A 16,391-nucleotide genomic window follows, 5' to 3' on the forward strand; every position below is an offset into this window, starting at 1 on the left:
CGAGGCCCATGGCGTCAGCTCAGCAGGAAACTGGAGCCGTGCAGATTGTGAAGCACATCTATCACCATGCCGGTCGCGGCCATGTCGTCACTCCCTGCCGGCTGTGTCCACAGCTCCGACGCGGTCTGCGGATCCGCCGGCGCTGGCATCGGGTCGGGGACCTCCGATGGGGTGGTCGATGGGGTCCCGCCCTGGGTGAGGTTGAACGCGAAGCTATCACCGAGCGGCGCAGCGCCGACGGCGCCGTCGCCATTGAGATCCTGCTGCAGCGTCGGCTCCAGCGCCTTCAGGGACGGATCGGTCCCCAGCACTTGGGGAGCTGCGGCGAGCGTCGTGATGAAATTGCCGGTGCTGTCCGTGCTCCAGACGGAGTAGTGCCCGTTCGACGAATCCTTCCAGACCACGTCATAGCCACCACCGGACACCTGCTCGGCGGCAATGACGGACCATGTGGTGTAGTTGGCCGTGTTGACCACATTGCCTTGGTGTTTCAGCGTCGGCCCGGTGCCGGTCGAGATGTTGTCCAGATAGTAGTTGCCGCCGGACAGCACCACGCTGGTTGATCCGAACGCCTCGATCGTAACGGGGCTGGCGGCCGGCACCCCGGTCGTACCATCGCCATTGAGATCCTGCTGAAGCATCGGCTCCAGCGCTTGCAGGGACGGATCGGTCCCCAGCACTTGGGGAGCCGCGGCGAGCGTCGTGACGAAATTGCCGGTGCCGTCGGTGCTCCAGACGGAGTAATGCCCGTTCGACGAATCCTTCCAGACCACGTCATAGCCACCACCGGACACCTGCTCGGCCGCAATGACGGACCACGTGGTGTAATTCGCCGTGTTGACCACGTTGCCTTGGTATTTCAGCGTAGGTCCGGTGCCCGTCGAGATGTTGTCCAGATAGTAGTTGCCGCCAGACAGCACCACACTGGTTGATCCGAACGCCTCGATCGTGACGGGGCTGGCAACCGGCACCCCAATCGTACCGTCGCCATTGAGATCCTGCTGAAGCGTCGGCTCCAGCGCCTGCAGGGATGGATCGGTCCCCAGCACTTCGGGAGCCGCGGCAAGCGTCTTTACGAAATTGCCGGTGCTGTCGGTGCTCCAGACGGAGTAATGCCCGTTCGACGAATCCTTCCAGACCACGTCATAGCCACCACCGGACACCTGCTCGGCGGCAATGACGGACCACGTAGTGTAATTCGCCGTGTTGACTGCAGAGCCGGCATGTTTCAGCGTGGGTCCGGTGCCGGACGAGATGTTGCTCAGATAGTAGTTGCCGCCGGACAGCACCACACTGGTCAATCCGAACGTCTCGATCGTGACGTTATTGTCGATCACACCATTGCCGTTGAGATCCTGCTGGAGCGTCGGCTCCAGCGCCTTCAGCGACAGATCGGTCCCCAGCACTTCGGGAGCCGCGGCGAGAGTCGTCACGAAATTGCCGGTGCTGTCCGTGCTCCAGACGGAGTAATGGCCGGTCGAGGAATCCTTCCAGACCACGTCGTACCCACCACCCGACACCTGCTCGGCAGCCATGACGGTCCACGTGGTGTAGTTGGCCGTGTTCACCACATTGCCTGCATATTTCAGCGTAGGCCCGATACCGGTCGAGATGTTGTTCAGATAGTAATTGCCGCCAGATAGAACCACGCTGGTCGATCCGAACGCCTCGATCGTGACGTTATTGTCGATCACGCCATTGCCGTTGAGATCCTGCTGGAGTGTCGACTCCAGCGCTTTCAGGGATGGATCGGTCCCCAGCACTTCGGGCGCCGCGGCGAGCGTCGCCACGAAATTGCCGGTGCTATCCGTGTTCCAGACAGAGTAATGGCCGTTCGAGGAATCCTTCCAGACCACGTCATAGCCGCCACCGGACACCTGTTCGGCGGCTATGACGGACCACGTGGTGTAGTTGGCTGTGTTCACCACATTGCCTGCATATTTCAGCACAGGCCCGGTGCCGGTCGAGATGCTGTTCAGATAGTAGTTGCCGCCAGACAGAACCACGCTGGTCGCCCCGAATGCCTCGATCACCGTCGGAACGAGGCTGGAGGCAGCGATGGTGACGCCGCCAAACCGGAAATACTCGACTGTCGTGACGGTATCGGTACCGTCAGGTGAGCCACCGCGCAGGTCGGTCAGGGTGAAGGTCTGTGTCGTCGCATCGTACGAAACCGTGTAGCTGGCCCGGCTGCCCGAATACACCGCCGTGTCGGTGCCCGAACCACCATTGATGGAATCGTTGCCCGCACCGCCCGTGATGGTGTCGTTGCCGCCGGCGCCGTTCAGCGCGTTGGCAATAGCGTTGCCAAGGATCGCGTCGTTGCCGGACCCGCCGACGGCGTTGTCGATGTAGGAGCGCGTGTCCCCGTTGTAGAGATAGGCGTTGTAGACGTTGCCCGATGCATAATGGCCGTTGCCGAGATAGGCCAACTGCACGGAGGAGAACACCGACGAAGCGCCGGGATTGAGGTTGATGCTCAGGTTGGTCGTGTAGTTCGACAGGTCGTAGGTATCGACGCCGCCGCCGTCCCAGACGGTCTCGTAGATGCGGTTGGCCGAGCCGCCGACGCCGCCGCCCGGCGCGAGCTGACCGACGCCGTTGATGAACTGCTGTCCGGTGGTCGAATTCCAGGTGTAGACGGTGTTGCTGCTTTGCGTCGTGTAGTCCGCGCCGTACATCGTCTGGAGCGCGAGGATATCGTTGGCCATGTAGGTCTGCGAATATCCGTAGGCTTCGTTGGTGTAGCCGCCCGTGGTCGAAGCGCCGACATAGCTGCGATAGCTCATGACGGTGTATTCGCTACTGTCATGCGCGCTCGGCACCGCGACGTTGGCGGGCCCGCCGGCCTCCTGGCTGTGCTTGAGGCCGAGGGCATGGCCGAGTTCGTGCAGCGCGGTGGTGAAGTAGTAATTGCCGAGCTTGGCCAGCGAGAAATTGTATTGGGTGCCGAACCAGATGTCGCCGCCGGGCGCATAGTTGCCGGGATAGTAGGCGTAGGCGGTCGGATTGGCCGCCGGCGACTGCGCGATCATGATGTCGGCGCCGTTCGTGCCTGCGTACTGGATGTCGGCGTTGGTGTAGCTGAGAATCAGCCCGACCGCGTAGTTGATCGCCGCCTGTATCTGCGTGGGCGCCGAGGCAAAGCCCGAGGTGGTCGGCTCGCTGTAGCCGCCGCTATAGGGATTGGCGTAGTCGCTCGGCGCGTCGGGAAAACTGTAGGTGATGGTGCCCGACCATTTGGCGCCCGACAGCAGGCCGTCGATCTCGGCGTTGTTGGTGGCACTGACATTCACAGCGGTAGCCAATTGACTCTCCAGAGCAACGCTCTCGCCAGATTCGCGGCGGAGGCGCATGATTCTAGCCTGAGAGTTGAACGTTTGGTTTAATTTGGGCCGCGGCGTCCGCTCCCTTCCGTAAGACCTTGTTAGGCGTCAAATTCCGTAGTCATACGGACACCGATGGGATACCGTTTCCGGTCCCCTGTCATGTCCCAGAGACGATATTATGAAACGAGGCGCATTGTCAGCCGGTCTGATCGGCGTCCTCGCGACGTTCGCGGGATCGGATCATCTGTCCAATGGAGATCAGCCTGCCATGGTCGGGAAAGCCAAAGCGGACGACGGCAGGAAGGAGAGCGGCAAGGCAGGCCGCGCACCCTCCATGCCCATCGCCCGCGATCCTGCCGTCGCGGTGGCAGAGGAATACGAAGCCGCCCGCCGGAAGGGAACACGGGAAGCGTTCGAGCTCTTCATTGCGCGCCACGGCGATGATCCCTTGGCCGAGCAGGCGCGCGCGGAATTGAAGCGCCTGTCGCGCTGAGCCATCTACGCATCGCAGCAAAGCCGCCACGCAGCGCAGCAAAGCCGTGTCAGGCATGGCATTTCGGTAGGCGGCATGCGCATCGGACGAGGGTTGCCGCGAGGTCTTTCGGCACTATGGTAGGCCCCGCAATCCGTCCCGGAGCCTCTCAAGATGCCCTTTCCGCATGCCTCGGAAGCCCTGTCGCGCTTCACCGTGCTCGATCTGACCCGCGTGCGCTCCGGGCCGACCTGCGTGCGGCAGCTCGCGGACTGGGGCGCCAACGTCGTCAAGATCGACGCGCTGACCGAGGACGCCGGCGGCGAGCAGCCGGGCGGCCCCCGGCGGGGTTCCGACTTCCAGAATTTGCACCGCAACAAGCGGGCGATGACGCTGAACCTGAAGGACGAGCGCGGGCTCGCCGTCTTCAAGCGCCTGGCCACCAAAGCCGACGTCGTGGTCGAGAATTTCCGGCCCGACGTGAAGAAGAAGCTCGGCATCGACTATGACAGCCTCGCCGCAATCAACCCGCGCATCGTCTATGGCAGCATCTCCGGCTTCGGCCAGGACGGCCCCTACCATAAGCGCCCCGGTTTCGATCAGATCGCGCAAGGCATGGGCGGGCTGATGTCGATCACCGGCGCGCCGGGCGGAGGCCCGATGCGGGTCGGCATTCCCGTCGCCGACCTCACCGCCGGCCTGTTCTGCGCCATGGGCATCCTCACCGCACTGCTCGAACGCGAGGTCTCCGGCAAGGGCCAGTGGGTGCAGACCTCGCTGCTCCAGGCCCAGATCTTCATGCTCGACTTCCAGGCGGCGCGCTGGCTGATGGAGAAGGAGGTCGCCAGGCAGGCCGGCAACAACCACCCGACCAGCATCCCGACCGGCGTGTTCAAGACCTCCGACGGCTACATCAACATCGCTACCACCGGCGGCCGGATCTGGGAGCGTTGCGCGCAAGCGATCGGTGCGCCGGAGCTCTTTGGCCATCCCGACTATGCGACGGCGCCTGCCCGCTCCAAGAACCGCGATGCGCTCAACGCCGAGATCGAGAAGCGCACCGTGACGAAGTCGACCGAGACCTGGGTCCGCGAACTCAACGAGGCCGGCGTGCCCTGCGGTCCCATCTACGCCATCGACCAGATGTTCGAGGACGCGCAGGTGAAGCATCTCGGCATTGCGCAGGACGTGCCGAACGACGAGGGCCGCCATATCCGCCTGGTCGGCCAGCCCGTGACGCTGTCGCGCACGCCGAGCAGGATGGTGGCGCGGCCGCCGGAATTCGGCGAGCAGACCGACGAGGTGCTGAAAGAGTTCGGTTTCGGCGCCGACGAGATCGCGGAGCTCAGGGACGCCAAGGTGGTGTGACCGAGGTCGGAAACGACGATGCCCGGCAAGATTGCCGGGCATCGAAGGCAGTTCGCGCTGGACAGCTCAGTATTTTGCAACGACCGGCGTTGGAGTGAACGCATAGTTGAACCCGGCGCGCAGCACGTGATCGTGGAAGCTCACGTCTGCCTGGTTGGCGGTGCCCGCGAAGTAAGTCTTGCTCCCGAAATCCATGTAGAGATATTCGAGCTTGGCCGACCAATTCCGAGTGAACTTGCGTTCGACGCCAGCGCCCACCGTCCAGCCAACCCGGGTGTCAGTGCTGGTTGCCGCCGCCCCGATTGGAAAGCTGAAACCGCCGAGCGGAGTCGTGCCGCCGAGACCCGGCCCGAAGACCTGGATTCCAAGCGCGGTCGCGGACGAATATTTGAACTCGCCTACGGCGAGACCACCGGTCGCGTACCAGAGAGTCTGCTGATCCGACAGGACACCGACGCGGCCGCGGAATGTCGCGAACCACTGCAGTTCGTAGGAGAGATTTGCGGTGAGCGTCGCAATGGAGTTGAAGTCGGTGCCGATTGGGAGACCGATGATATTCGAACCGTAGCGCGCGCTCGTCGTGGTCACCGTCCGCGACGACCGCTCGCCGGTCGCCTGAATGTCGCCCTCGAGGCCGACGACCCATTTCGGATCCACCTGCCAGTTGTAGCCCAGCTGACCTCCGGCCAGCCAACCGTCGACGTTCTGGCCAAACGCGCCGAATTGTGTGGCCGGGAACGGCAGTGCGATCGGCGCCACAGTCGTCTCCGCCCTGCCCCAGCTGTATCCGGCGTTCAATCCGGCATATAAGCCCGTCCAACTCCAGACCGGATCGACGACGGCCGGAGCTTTCACGTAAGGCTTCGATGCCAGATCAGCTGCCAATGCGCTGGTCGCGACCAGCGATGCTGCCACAACTCCCGTCACAATCCGCTTCATTGCAATGCTCCGTGAAAAACAAGAAATCCACGAGCAGCATAGGCGCCAGGGCCAGTTCAGGCTGTCGCGCGACAGCAACATTTGGGAACAACCACTAGGCGTCAGCGACTGGACTATGGCGACACAATAAAACTACGACACAGATCAAATTCACCTTCATTGCGTCGCCGTCTTGTCCCGCTGCCGCCAGCCGACACGGCCGAGCAAGCCGTCGATCACCGGCCAGAACAGCAGCACGATCGCCAGCGTCGTGATCGAGCCGACCAGACCGTTCGACCAGAACACCTTGAGATCGCCGCCGGCGCCGATCATCGACAGGCGAAAGGCATCCTCGGCGCGGTTGCCCAGCACGAGCGCGAGGGTGAACGGCGCCAGCGGAATGCCGATCTTCTTGAAGACGTAGCCGACGATTCCGAAGCCGAGCATCAGCCAGATGTCGAACATCGCGTTCTGGATCGCATAGGCGCCGATCGCGCAGGACACCACGATCATCGGGGCCACCGCGGCAAACGGCACCCGCAGGATCGAGGCGAAGATCGGCACTGTCGTCAGCACCAGGACGAGGCCGACGACGTTGCCGAGATACATTGAGGCGATCAGGCCCCAGACGAAATCCTTGTGCTCGACGAACAGCAGCGGCCCCGGATTGAGCCCCCACACCATCAGGCCGCCGAGCAGGATCGCCGCGGTGCCCGATCCAGGAATGCCGAGCGCCAGCATCGGCAGCAGCGCCGAGGTGCCGGAGGCATGCGCCGCCGTCTCCGGCGCGAACACGCCCTCGATGCGGCCCTTGCCGAACTCTCGGGCTCCTTGGCGAAGCGCTTGGCGAGATTGTAGCCCATGAAGGAGGCCGCGATCGCGCCGCCGGGGGTGATGCCGAGCCAGCAGCCGATGAAGGAGGAGCGCAGCAGCGTCACCCAGTATTTCGGCAGGTCCTTCCAGACGCTGAGCACGACGCGGAGCGAAATGCCCGCCGCATGCCCCCGCAGGGCCAGCCGCTCCTCCATCGTCAGCAGGATCTCGCTGATGCCGAACAGGCCGATGACGGCGACCAGGAAGTTGATGCCGCGAAGCAGCTCCGGCGAGCCGAAGGTCATGCGGAGATTGCCGGACACGGTATCCATGCCGATGCCGGCGAGCAGCAGCCCCAGGGACATCGAGATGACCGTCTTGTGCTTGGCCTCGCGCCCGAGGCCGACAAAGGAGCAGAAGGTCAAGAGATAGACCGCGAAGAACTCGGGCGGGCCGAACTTCAATGCGAAGGAGGAGATCATCGGCGCGAGAAAGGTGATCAGGAGCACCGCGACCAGCGAGCCGATGAAGGAGGAGGTGAACGCCGCGGTCAGCGCCTCCGCCGCCCGGCCCTGCTGCGCCATCGGATAACCGTCGAAGGTGGTCGCGACCGACCAGGCTTCGCCCGGGATGTTGAACAGGATCGAGGTGATGGCACCGCCAAACAGCGCACCCCAATAGATGCAGGACAGCATCACGATCGCCGAGGTCGGGTCCATCGTGAAGGTGAGCGGCAACAGGATCGCGACGCCATTGGGGCCGCCGAGCCCTGGCAGCACACCGACGAAGATGCCGAGCACGAGCCCGACCATCATCAGCACGAGCGTCTTCCACGTCAGCAGGACGGCAAAACCGTGTAGCAGGAGCCCGAAAGCTTCCATCGCGCGGGCCCGCCTAGCGGCCGAGGGCCGCTTCGAGCGGCCCTTTCGGCATGATGACGTCGAAGGCGATGTCGAAGGTGACGAACATGATCGCCGTGAACACGAAGGCGGTGAGCAGCGACTTCCACAACGCGATCCTGCCGACAAGGCGCATGAAGCCCGCGATCAGGAGGAAGCTCGCGACATAGAGGCCGAGGAACTGTGTCGCCGCGCAGAACAGCAGCGTCGGCACGAACACCGCCATCACGCGGCGGGCCTGCGCCCGCGTGACAAAGGTCTCACGCGCCGCGCGCCGCGCGAGGAGCGCCGTGATCAGACCGTAGAGGCTGCCGCCGCCGAGGATGATGGCGAGGTAGAACGGGAAATAGCCCGGCTCCGGCCCGGTCGCATCCCAGGACGCACCGGTACGCCAATTGTCGTAGCCGAGCGTGACGGCGAGCGCGAGCAGCAGGAGACAGACGACGATCTCGATCGTCCCGGAAGAGACGACGGAGGGGGAGTCGTCTTCAGGCGCGGTCGGATCGTCGACGACGATTTCAAGTTCGGTTTGGGACATGGTGAGCAAATGCTGTGGTCCATGACCTCTCCCCGCTTGCTGGGAGAGGTGATGACCAGCTACTTCGCGACGAAACCGGCTTCCGTCATCAGCGACTTGTTCAACGCATCGTCCTCCTCGAGGAACTGCACCATGTCCTTGCCGGTGAGGAAGATCGGCTTCAGCGCCTGCTTCTCCATGTACTCCTTGTATTCCGTGCTCTGCGTCACCTTGTGGAACAGATCGACATAGAACGCCTGCTGTTCCGGCGTCACCTTGCCGGGCAGGAACATCGCGCGCAGCATCAGATACTGCACGTCGACGCCCTCCTCCTTGCAGGTCGGGATGTCGGCCCAGGACTGCGTCTCCGTCACCTTTCCGGTGTACGAGATGCGCTCCTTGTCGAACACGCAGAGCGGACGCACCTGGCCTGCACGCCAGACTTCCAGATTTTCCGAGGGGTTGTTGACGTTGGCCTCGGTGTGGTTGCCGACCAGCTGGGTCGCGGCCTCGCCGCCGGACTTGTAGGGCAGATAGGAGAATTTCGCGCCGGTCTTCTGCTCGAGGAACACGGTCAGCACGTGATCCTCACGCTTGGAGCCTGTGCCACCCATCTTGAACGGCGAGCTTGCTGCCTTCGCCGCGGCCACGAACTCCTTCAACGTCTTGGGACCCGCGCTGTTGTCCCAGAGCACGAACTGATCGAGTGCGACCACGGAGACCGGGGTCAGCTCACGCCAGTTGAACGGGATCTTGGCCGACAGCGGCAGCATGTAGATCAGCGAATAGGCGATCAGAACCTTGTTCGGGTCGCCCTCGCTGGATTTCATGTACATCAGCGCTTCCGCGCCCGAGGCGCCACCCTTGAGCGAGACGACCATCGGCTGCTTCATCAGATTGTTCTTCTGGATCGCGGCTTGCATCATCCGCGCCATCTGATCGGAGGCGCCGCCCGCGCCCGCGGCCACCACGATCTCGACGGGCTTCGTCGGTTCCCAGCCGGCGAGGGCCGGCGTACTCAACAACAGCGCCGTCGCAGCGCCGACGGCTTTCACTGGAATTCGCACGAGTTTCGCCCCCTGATGTTTTTTTGGCTTTGTAGTGCGGAAATTCTATCCCTGCATTGTGCGGACTAATATTGACGAGTTCAAGCAGGCTGGCAATTCAACGCATATGACTTTCGACTGACGAAGCCGAAAGCTGATGACGCCTCTACCTGCCCTTCCAGACGGGTGTCCGCTTGTTCAGGAAGGCGTCCATGCCCTCGCGGAAATCTTCGCTCATATAGGCCTTGAGGATCAGGTCCTCGCCCTCCTCGCGCGATAGCGTGCGACGGATGCGTCGCACAGCTTCCTTGGTCGCTTCCAGCGTGAGCGGCGCGTGGCTGGCAACGAGCCTTGCGGTCTCGTCGGCGCGGCGTTGCAGCGTCTCGACGTCGGGCACGACCTCGTTGAGCAGGCCGAGCGCCAGCGCTTCCTGCGCCTCGACGAGGCGCGCCTTGAAGATCATGTCCTTGGTGCGGGCGGGGCCGACCAGCGCGACGATGCGGCTGATGTTCGACATCGACAGGCAGTTGCCGAGCGTGCGCGCGATCGGAAAGCCCATCCGCGTCGTCTCGGTGCCGATGCGCAGGTCGCAGCACGCGGCGATGCCGGCGCCGCCGCCGGTGCAGGCGCCGGCAATGGCCGCGATCACCGGAACGCGGCACTGCTCGAGCGTGCCGAGCACGCGGTCGATCCGCGCCTCGTAGTCGAGCGCATCCTGCGCGGTCTTGAAGGCACGGAATTGCGAGATGTCGGTGCCGGAGGCGAACGCCTTGTCGCCGGCACCGGTCAGGATCAGCGCCTTGATCGAGCGATCGGCGTTGATCTCCAGGCAAATCTCCGCCATGCGGTCATACATGGCGAAGGTCATGGCGTTGCGCGCCTGCGGGCGGTTGAAGGTGATCCGCGCGATGCCGTCCTGGACGGAGTAGAGCAGGTCTTCGTTGGCAGTCGTCGGTGCGTTCATCGCGCGCTCTCTTCTTCGTTACGCCGGTTCAGGCCACCTGAACCTTCAAGCTATTCAGGCCTCAAGCCACCTGGGCCTTGGCCATCGGCACCACGTCGCGCCCCTTCAGGACGTCCATGGCCGCGAGCACGCCGCCGCTCCGGTGCGGGATCTTTGCAAGATCCAGGCCCATCTCGACGCCGGCAAGCGTGCCCATCAGCATCAGATCGTTGAAATGGCCGATATGGCCGATGCGGAACACCTTGCCCTTGACCTTGTTTAGGCCGGTGCCGAGCGACATGTCGAAGTTTTCCAGCACGACCTTGCGGAAGGCGTCGGCGTCGTGTCCTTCCGGCACGCGCACGCCGGTCAGCGCGGGCGAATGCGCGGCGGGATCGGCACACTGCGTTTCCAGGCCCCAGACCTTGATCGCAGCGCGCGTCGCCGCGCTGTGGCGCTTGTGGCGGGTCCAGACGTTCTCCAGCCCCTCCTCTTCCAGCATCTTGACCGCTTCACGCAGGCCGTAGAGCAGGTTGGTCGCGGGCGTGTAGGGGAAGGTCCCGAGTTTGTTGAAGTTGATGACCTCCTGCCAGTCCCAATAGGAGCGCATGCCCGGGTTGGCCTTGGCCGCGGCAAGCGCCTTTTCCGAGACGGCGTTGAAGCCGAGGCCGGGCGGCAGCATCAAGCCCTTCTGCGAGCCCGCGACCGAGACGTCGATGCCCCAGGCATCGTGCTCATATTCCATCGAGCCGAGACCGGAGATGGTGTCGACCATCAACAGCGCCGGATGCTTGACGCGGTCGAGCAGCTTGCGCACCTCCAGCGGCGGCGTCACGCAGCCGGTCGAGGTCTCGTTGTGGACGACGCAGACCGCCTTGATCTTGTGCTGCTTGTCGGCGGCGAGGCGCTTCTCGATCTCGGCGAGGTCGGCGCCATGGCGCCAGTCGCCCGGGATGAAGTCGACGTCGAGCTTGAACTTGTCGGCGATGCCGCGCCACAGCACGGCAAACTGGCCGGTCTCGCACATCAGGACCTTGTCGCCCGGCGCGAACACATTGACCATCGCGGCTTCCCAGGCGCCGGTGCCGGACGAGGGGAAGATGATCACGGGCTGCTTGGTACGGAACACCCGCTGCATCGCAGCGAGAACGGCGAAACCGAGCTCGGCGAACTCCGGACCGCGGTGGTCCAGCGTCGGCATGTCCATCGCGCGCAGCACCCGGTCGGGCACGTTGGTCGGTCCTGGAATCTGTAGGAAATGCCTTCCACTATGCACGGTCATCGGCGTCCTTCCCGGTCGTTGAGGCTGTCTTGGCTCTAGCGTCGTCAGCCCGCATTGAGGGCTCCGGCGAGCCGCTCGCATATCACTATTCGCCGGGCTTGTCCCTCGCCCGGCGGAGTCCGTCAATGCACAAGAAGCAGGGCTCGCTTGCCAAGGACCGTGACGGGAGGCAAGACGGTGCCGGCGAACAGGCAAGAGCGGACCATGGCGGCGGAAGTAGCTGGAAAATCACCGGAATCGGCCCAAAAAGACGGTCTGGCGGCACGTCTGGCCCGGGAAATCACCGGCGACGTCTTGTTCGACCCCTTCAGCCGCGGCCGCTACGCCACCGACGCCTCGTTCTACCAGATCATGCCGGCCGGCGTGGTGGTGCCGCGCAGCATGGACGAGGCGCTGCGGGCACTGGCGATCGCCCGCGACGAGGGGCTGAAGGTCACCCCACGCGGCGGCGGCACCTCGCAGTGCGGCCAGACCGTCAATGACGGGCTCGTGATCGATCTCTCCAAGCACCTCAACCAGATCCTGTCGCTCGACGTCGAAGGCCGCACCTGCGTGGTCGAGCCCGGCATCGTGCTCGACGACCTCAACCGCCAGCTCAGAAAGCACGGCCTGTGGTTTCCGGTCGACGTCTCCACGGCCTCGCGCGCCACCATCGGCGGCATGGCCGGCAACAATTCCTGCGGCGGCCGCTCGCTTCGCTACGGCACCATGCGCGACAACACGTTGTCGATGGAGGCTGCCCTCGCCGACGGCACGCTGAGCCGCTTCGGCGAGGTGTCGCGCGATCTCTCCGATCTCAAAGCCGGGGACAGCACCTGCGCCTTGTTCCGCGACATGCTCGATCTCGGAGCCCGCGAGGCCGACGAGATCGCGACACGTTTTCCAAAGGTGCAGCGCCGCGTCGGCGGCTACAATCTCGACGCCTTGGTGCCGCGCAATGCACCAAACAACATGGCACATCTCCTGGTCGGCTCCGAAGGCACCCTCGCCTTCACCACCAAGGTCGAGCTGAAGCTGTGGCCCGTGATCGGCAACAAGGCGCTCGGCGTCTGCCACTTCGGCAGCTTCTACGAGGCCATGGACGCGGCCCAGCATCTGGTGAAGCTGAAGCCGATCGCGGTCGAGCTGGTCGACCGCACCATGATCGCGCTCGGCCGCGACATCGCGATGTTCCGGCCCGTAATCTCGGCCGCCATCAAAGGCGATCCGGACGCCGTGCTGGTGGTTGAATTCGCGGAGGAAGACCAGGCGGACAATCTGGCGCAGCTCAAACAGCTGGGCGAACTGATGGGGGACCTCGGCTTCGGCTGGAACAACGACAAGCGCAAATGGGGCGGCGTGGTGGAGATCATCGAGCCCGCGCTGCAGAGTGGCATTGCCGATTTCCGCGCCGCCGGCCTCAACGTCATGATGTCGATGAAGCAGGAGGGCAAGCCGGTCTCCTTCGTCGAGGACTGCGCCGTGCCGCTGCCGCACCTCGCCGACTACACCGCGCGGCTGAATGAAGTCTTCGCCAGGCACGGCACCCATGGCACGATGTATGCGCACGCTTCGGAGGGCTGCCTGCACGTGCGTCCGGTGCTGAACCTGAAGCTGGAGAAGGACGTCAAGGCGATGCGCGCCATCGCCGAGGAAGCCTTTGCTCTGGTGCGCGAGTACAAGGGCTCGCATTCCGGCGAGCATGGCGATGGGCTGGTGCGCTCGGAATTCCACGAGACCATGTTCGGCGAGCGCCTCGTCGCCGATTTCAAGGAAGTGAAGCAGCGCTTCGATCCCGCCGGCGTCCTCAATCCCGGCAAGATCGTCGATGCGCCCAAAATGGACGACCGCTCGCTATTCCGCTACCGGCCGGACTATCGCATCGGCGAGCTGAAGACCCGGCTCGACTGGTCGGCTTATCCCGGTGCCGGTGGCGGCTTCCAGGGCGCGGTCGAGATGTGCAACAACAACGGCGCTTGCCGCAAGCTCGAGGGCGGCGTGATGTGCCCGTCCTACCGCGCGACGCGCAACGAGAAGGACGTCACGCGAGGGCGTGCCAACACTTTGCGCCTCGCGATCTCCGGCCAGCTCGGCCCCCGCGCACTTGCCTCCGACGAGATGATGGAAACGCTGAAGCTGTGCGTCTCCTGCAAGGCCTGCCGCCACGAGTGCCCGACCGGGGTCGACATGGCCAAGATGAAGATCGAGGTGCTGGCTGCGCGCGCTGCCACGCACGGCCTGACGTTGCGGGATCGGCTGGTGGGCTACCTCCCGCGCTATGCCGGCCTCGCGTCGCGCTTTTCGCCGCTTGCAAATTTGCGCAACCGCAGCCCACTCTTGCGAAGGCTGTTCGAGCGCTTCGCCGGCATCAGCGCGCGCAGGGCCCTGCCCGCCTTCCGCGGCGACGTGTTCGTGCCGCCGGCCGACAGCGTCGGCCCGGATGCTGGCCGCGAAGTCGTTCTGTTCGCCGACACGTTCAACCGCATCTATGAGCGCGAGAATCTCGACGCGGCGCTACGCGTTCTGGTGACCGGCGGCTATCGCGTGCATCTGCCGAAGCCTGCGCGCGGCCGCCGGCCGCTCTGTTGCGGCCGCACGTTTCTCTCCGCCGGCCTCGTCGACGAAGCCAGGGCCGAGCTCGACAGGCTGGTGGCCGCCTTCGCGCCCTTCGCCGCGCGGGGCGTGCCGATCGTCGGCCTCGAGCCGAGCTGCCTCTTGACGCTGCGCGACGAGCTCGCCTCGCTGCGCAAGGACAACGACGCCAAGGCCGTCGGCGCCCATGCCCTCACCTTCGAGGAATTCCTGGTGCGCGAGGCCGAGGCCGGCCGTCTGCAACTGCCGCTCGGGACCGTCGCCGACAAGGCCATTGTGCACGGCCATTGCCATCAGAAATCCTTCGGCGCCTTCAAGCCGGTCGAGCAGGTGCTGCGCCTCGTCCCCGGCCTGAAGGTCGAGACCATCGAGTCCAGCTGCTGCGGCATGGCGGGCGCCTTCGGTTACGGCGCGGACACCTATGAAGCCTCGATCGAGATGGCCGAGCTGTCACTGTTGCCTGCCGTGCGGCGCGCGGACCCAAATACGCTGGTCGTCGCCGACGGCACCTCGTGCCGGCACCAGATCCATGACGGCACGCAACGCGAGGCGCTTCACGTCGCGCGCGTGCTGGCGATGAGCCTCGATCGCGCCGAAACCCATTCCACCTCTCAAGCTGCAAAGGAAACCCACCATGGCTGACCTCACGCTCGATACCGCCCGCAAGATCCTCGACGCCGCCTTCGCGAAAGCCGGCGAGCTCAAGCTGAAGCCGCTGGTCGTCACCATCCTGGACGCGCGCGGTGTGCTCAAGCTTGCCGCCGCGCAGGACGGCACCAGCCTGATGCGCGCCGAGATCGCGCACGGCAAGGCCTATGGCGCGCTCGCCATGGGCATGGGTTCGCGGGCCCTGTTCCAGCGTGCGCAGGAGCAGGCGTATTTCATCGACGCCGTGAACACGATTGCAAAAGGCGCGCTGGTGCCGGTCCCCGGCGGCGTGCTGATCATGGACGGCACGACGCTGCTCGGCGCCGTCGGCGTCTCCGGCGACACTTCCGACAATGACGAGGCCTGCGCGGTGGCGGGTATCCACGCGGCGGGGCTGAAGGCGAATGCGGGGTGAGAGTGTCATTCCGGGGCGCGCCCACTTGGCGCGAGCCCGGAATCCATTTCTCCGTATTGCTTGTTGCACGATGGATTCCGGGCTCGCGCTACGCGCGCCCCGGAATGACGGCAGAGGATGCGGCTACATTCTCGTTGAAATCGAACTGAGGTGGTAAACCCCGCTCGCGCCCCGGACGCAGCGCAGCGCCTTGGCGGTGCGCTGCAGAGCCGGGGCCCATCTCACCGGATGGTCCCGTGCCGCCCTTGGGTCCCGGCTTTGCGCAGCAACGCTCACGCGTTGCAGCGCGTCAGGGACACGAGATCGAGCCCCCTCACCGTCCCGTCCAGACTGGCTTCCTCTTCTCGCTGAACGCCTTCAGCCCCTCCTTGGCGTCCTCGGTGATCGCCAGGAGCGCGATCTGGCTTTCGGTATAGGCGATGCTCTCGTCGAACGACATCGAGGCGATCGCGCGCATGGCGTACTTGCCGCGGCGGATCGCGGTCGGCGATTTGTCCACGATGCGGCCGATCAGCCAGTCGACCTTGGCGTCGAGCTCGGCGGTGGGCACGACGTAGTTGAGGAGGCCCGCGGCCTGCGCGGCCTTGGCGTCGAACGGCTCGCCCGTGAGCGCCCATTCGTTGACGAGGCGCGGCGGTGCGATGCTCTGCAGCAGGCTCAGCACCTGCATCGGGAACACGCCGACTTTCACCTCCGGCAGGCCGAAGATGACGTGATCGGCCGCGACCGCCATGTCGGTCATGCACAAAAGGCCCATGCCGCCGGCCATGCAGACGCCGCCGACCCGCGCAATCGCCGGCTTGGTCGCGTTCTGGGAGAGACGCAACAGATCGGCATAGTCGACATTTGGCTTGGAATGATCCATCGCGAAAGCCGCGCCGGAGTTCTGCAGATCGGCGCCAGCGCAGAACGCCTTGTCGCCGGCGCCCGTCAGCACGATGACGCGGACGTCCTTGTCGTCATGCGCGTCGCGATAACCTTTGCTGATGCCGGCGATCACGTCGCCGTTCAGCGCGTTGCGCTTCTCCGGCCGGTTGATGGTGATCCAGAACGCCTGCCCGCGCTTCTCGGTAATGACGGCTGTGGTGTCGGTCATGGCACGCTCGCTTCCTTGGTCCGCTTGCAGCCATTTGCGGCAGCTCGGGCGGGAGGTGCAAGCGCAAACTGCGG

At 64.6% G+C, this 16,391-nt stretch carries 11 protein-coding genes and 1 pseudogene; 3 read left to right on the forward strand and 9 right to left on the reverse strand.

The features are described from left to right. Window positions 1-14 precede the first annotated feature (14 nt). Together ACM42_RS36775 and ACM42_RS38550 are read right to left on the reverse strand one after the other, a co-directional pair. Window positions 15-3,308, reverse strand: a complete 3,294-nt coding sequence (locus ACM42_RS36775; protein ID WP_333922702.1) for a M10 family metallopeptidase C-terminal domain-containing protein — start codon at window positions 3,306-3,308, stop codon at window positions 15-17. Between the two features lie 217 nt (window positions 3,309-3,525). Beyond that, window positions 3,526-3,879 (reverse strand): hypothetical protein, encoded by a 354-nt coding sequence (locus tag ACM42_RS38550; RefSeq protein ID WP_333922704.1) that lies wholly within the window; start codon window positions 3,877-3,879, stop codon window positions 3,526-3,528. 96 nt (window positions 3,880-3,975) lie between these two features. Between ACM42_RS38550 and ACM42_RS36785 the strand changes: the two genes are divergently transcribed. Then, on the forward strand, window positions 3,976-5,169 hold the full coding sequence (locus tag ACM42_RS36785; protein ID WP_271533347.1) for a CaiB/BaiF CoA transferase family protein: 1,194 nt from the start codon (window positions 3,976-3,978) through the stop codon (window positions 5,167-5,169). Between the two features lie 66 nt (window positions 5,170-5,235). Here ACM42_RS36785 and ACM42_RS36790 read toward each other — a convergent pair whose 3' ends face one another. From ACM42_RS36790 to ACM42_RS36815, 6 genes and pseudogenes are all read right to left on the reverse strand, one after another. Beyond that, complete coding sequence (locus tag ACM42_RS36790) at window positions 5,236-6,189, reverse strand: outer membrane protein (protein WP_271533348.1); 954 nt, start codon at window positions 6,187-6,189, stop codon at window positions 5,236-5,238. Between the two features lie 75 nt (window positions 6,190-6,264). Continuing rightward, window positions 6,265-7,781 (reverse strand): annotated as a pseudogene (locus ACM42_RS36795) (tripartite tricarboxylate transporter permease). A gap of 13 nt (window positions 7,782-7,794) precedes the next feature. Further along, on the reverse strand, window positions 7,795-8,337 hold the full coding sequence (locus ACM42_RS36800; protein WP_271533349.1) for a tripartite tricarboxylate transporter TctB family protein: 543 nt from the start codon (window positions 8,335-8,337) through the stop codon (window positions 7,795-7,797). Between the two features lie 59 nt (window positions 8,338-8,396). Then, a complete protein-coding gene (locus ACM42_RS36805; protein WP_271533350.1) occupies window positions 8,397-9,383 on the reverse strand; it encodes a Bug family tripartite tricarboxylate transporter substrate binding protein in 987 nt (328 codons plus the stop codon). A 145-nt stretch (window positions 9,384-9,528) separates the two neighbouring features. Then, window positions 9,529-10,326, reverse strand: a complete 798-nt coding sequence (locus ACM42_RS36810; RefSeq protein ID WP_271533351.1) for an enoyl-CoA hydratase/isomerase family protein — start codon at window positions 10,324-10,326, stop codon at window positions 9,529-9,531. A 61-nt stretch (window positions 10,327-10,387) separates the two neighbouring features. Further along, entirely contained in the window at window positions 10,388-11,587 is a 1,200-nt protein-coding gene (locus ACM42_RS36815; RefSeq protein WP_271533352.1) for a pyridoxal-phosphate-dependent aminotransferase family protein, read from the reverse strand. Between the two features lie 204 nt (window positions 11,588-11,791). Here ACM42_RS36815 and ACM42_RS36820 point away from each other — a divergent pair, with 204 nt between their 5' ends. Next, complete coding sequence (locus ACM42_RS36820; RefSeq protein ID WP_271533353.1) at window positions 11,792-14,800, forward strand: FAD-binding and (Fe-S)-binding domain-containing protein; 3,009 nt, start codon at window positions 11,792-11,794, stop codon at window positions 14,798-14,800. Continuing rightward, entirely contained in the window at window positions 14,793-15,221 is a 429-nt protein-coding gene (locus tag ACM42_RS36825; protein WP_271533354.1) for a GlcG/HbpS family heme-binding protein, read from the forward strand. The genes ACM42_RS36820 and ACM42_RS36825 overlap by 8 nt, the downstream gene beginning before the upstream one ends. A gap of 313 nt (window positions 15,222-15,534) precedes the next feature. On the opposite strand, the gene ACM42_RS36830 is transcribed toward ACM42_RS36825, so the two are convergent. Further along, window positions 15,535-16,317 (reverse strand): enoyl-CoA hydratase/isomerase family protein, encoded by a 783-nt coding sequence (locus tag ACM42_RS36830; protein ID WP_271533355.1) that lies wholly within the window; start codon window positions 16,315-16,317, stop codon window positions 15,535-15,537. Between the last annotated feature and the right edge of the window lie 74 nt (window positions 16,318-16,391).

It is taken from the genome of Bradyrhizobium sp. CCBAU 25338 (assembly GCF_028128965.1).
Taxonomy (GTDB): domain Bacteria; phylum Pseudomonadota; class Alphaproteobacteria; order Rhizobiales; family Xanthobacteraceae; genus Bradyrhizobium; species Bradyrhizobium liaoningense.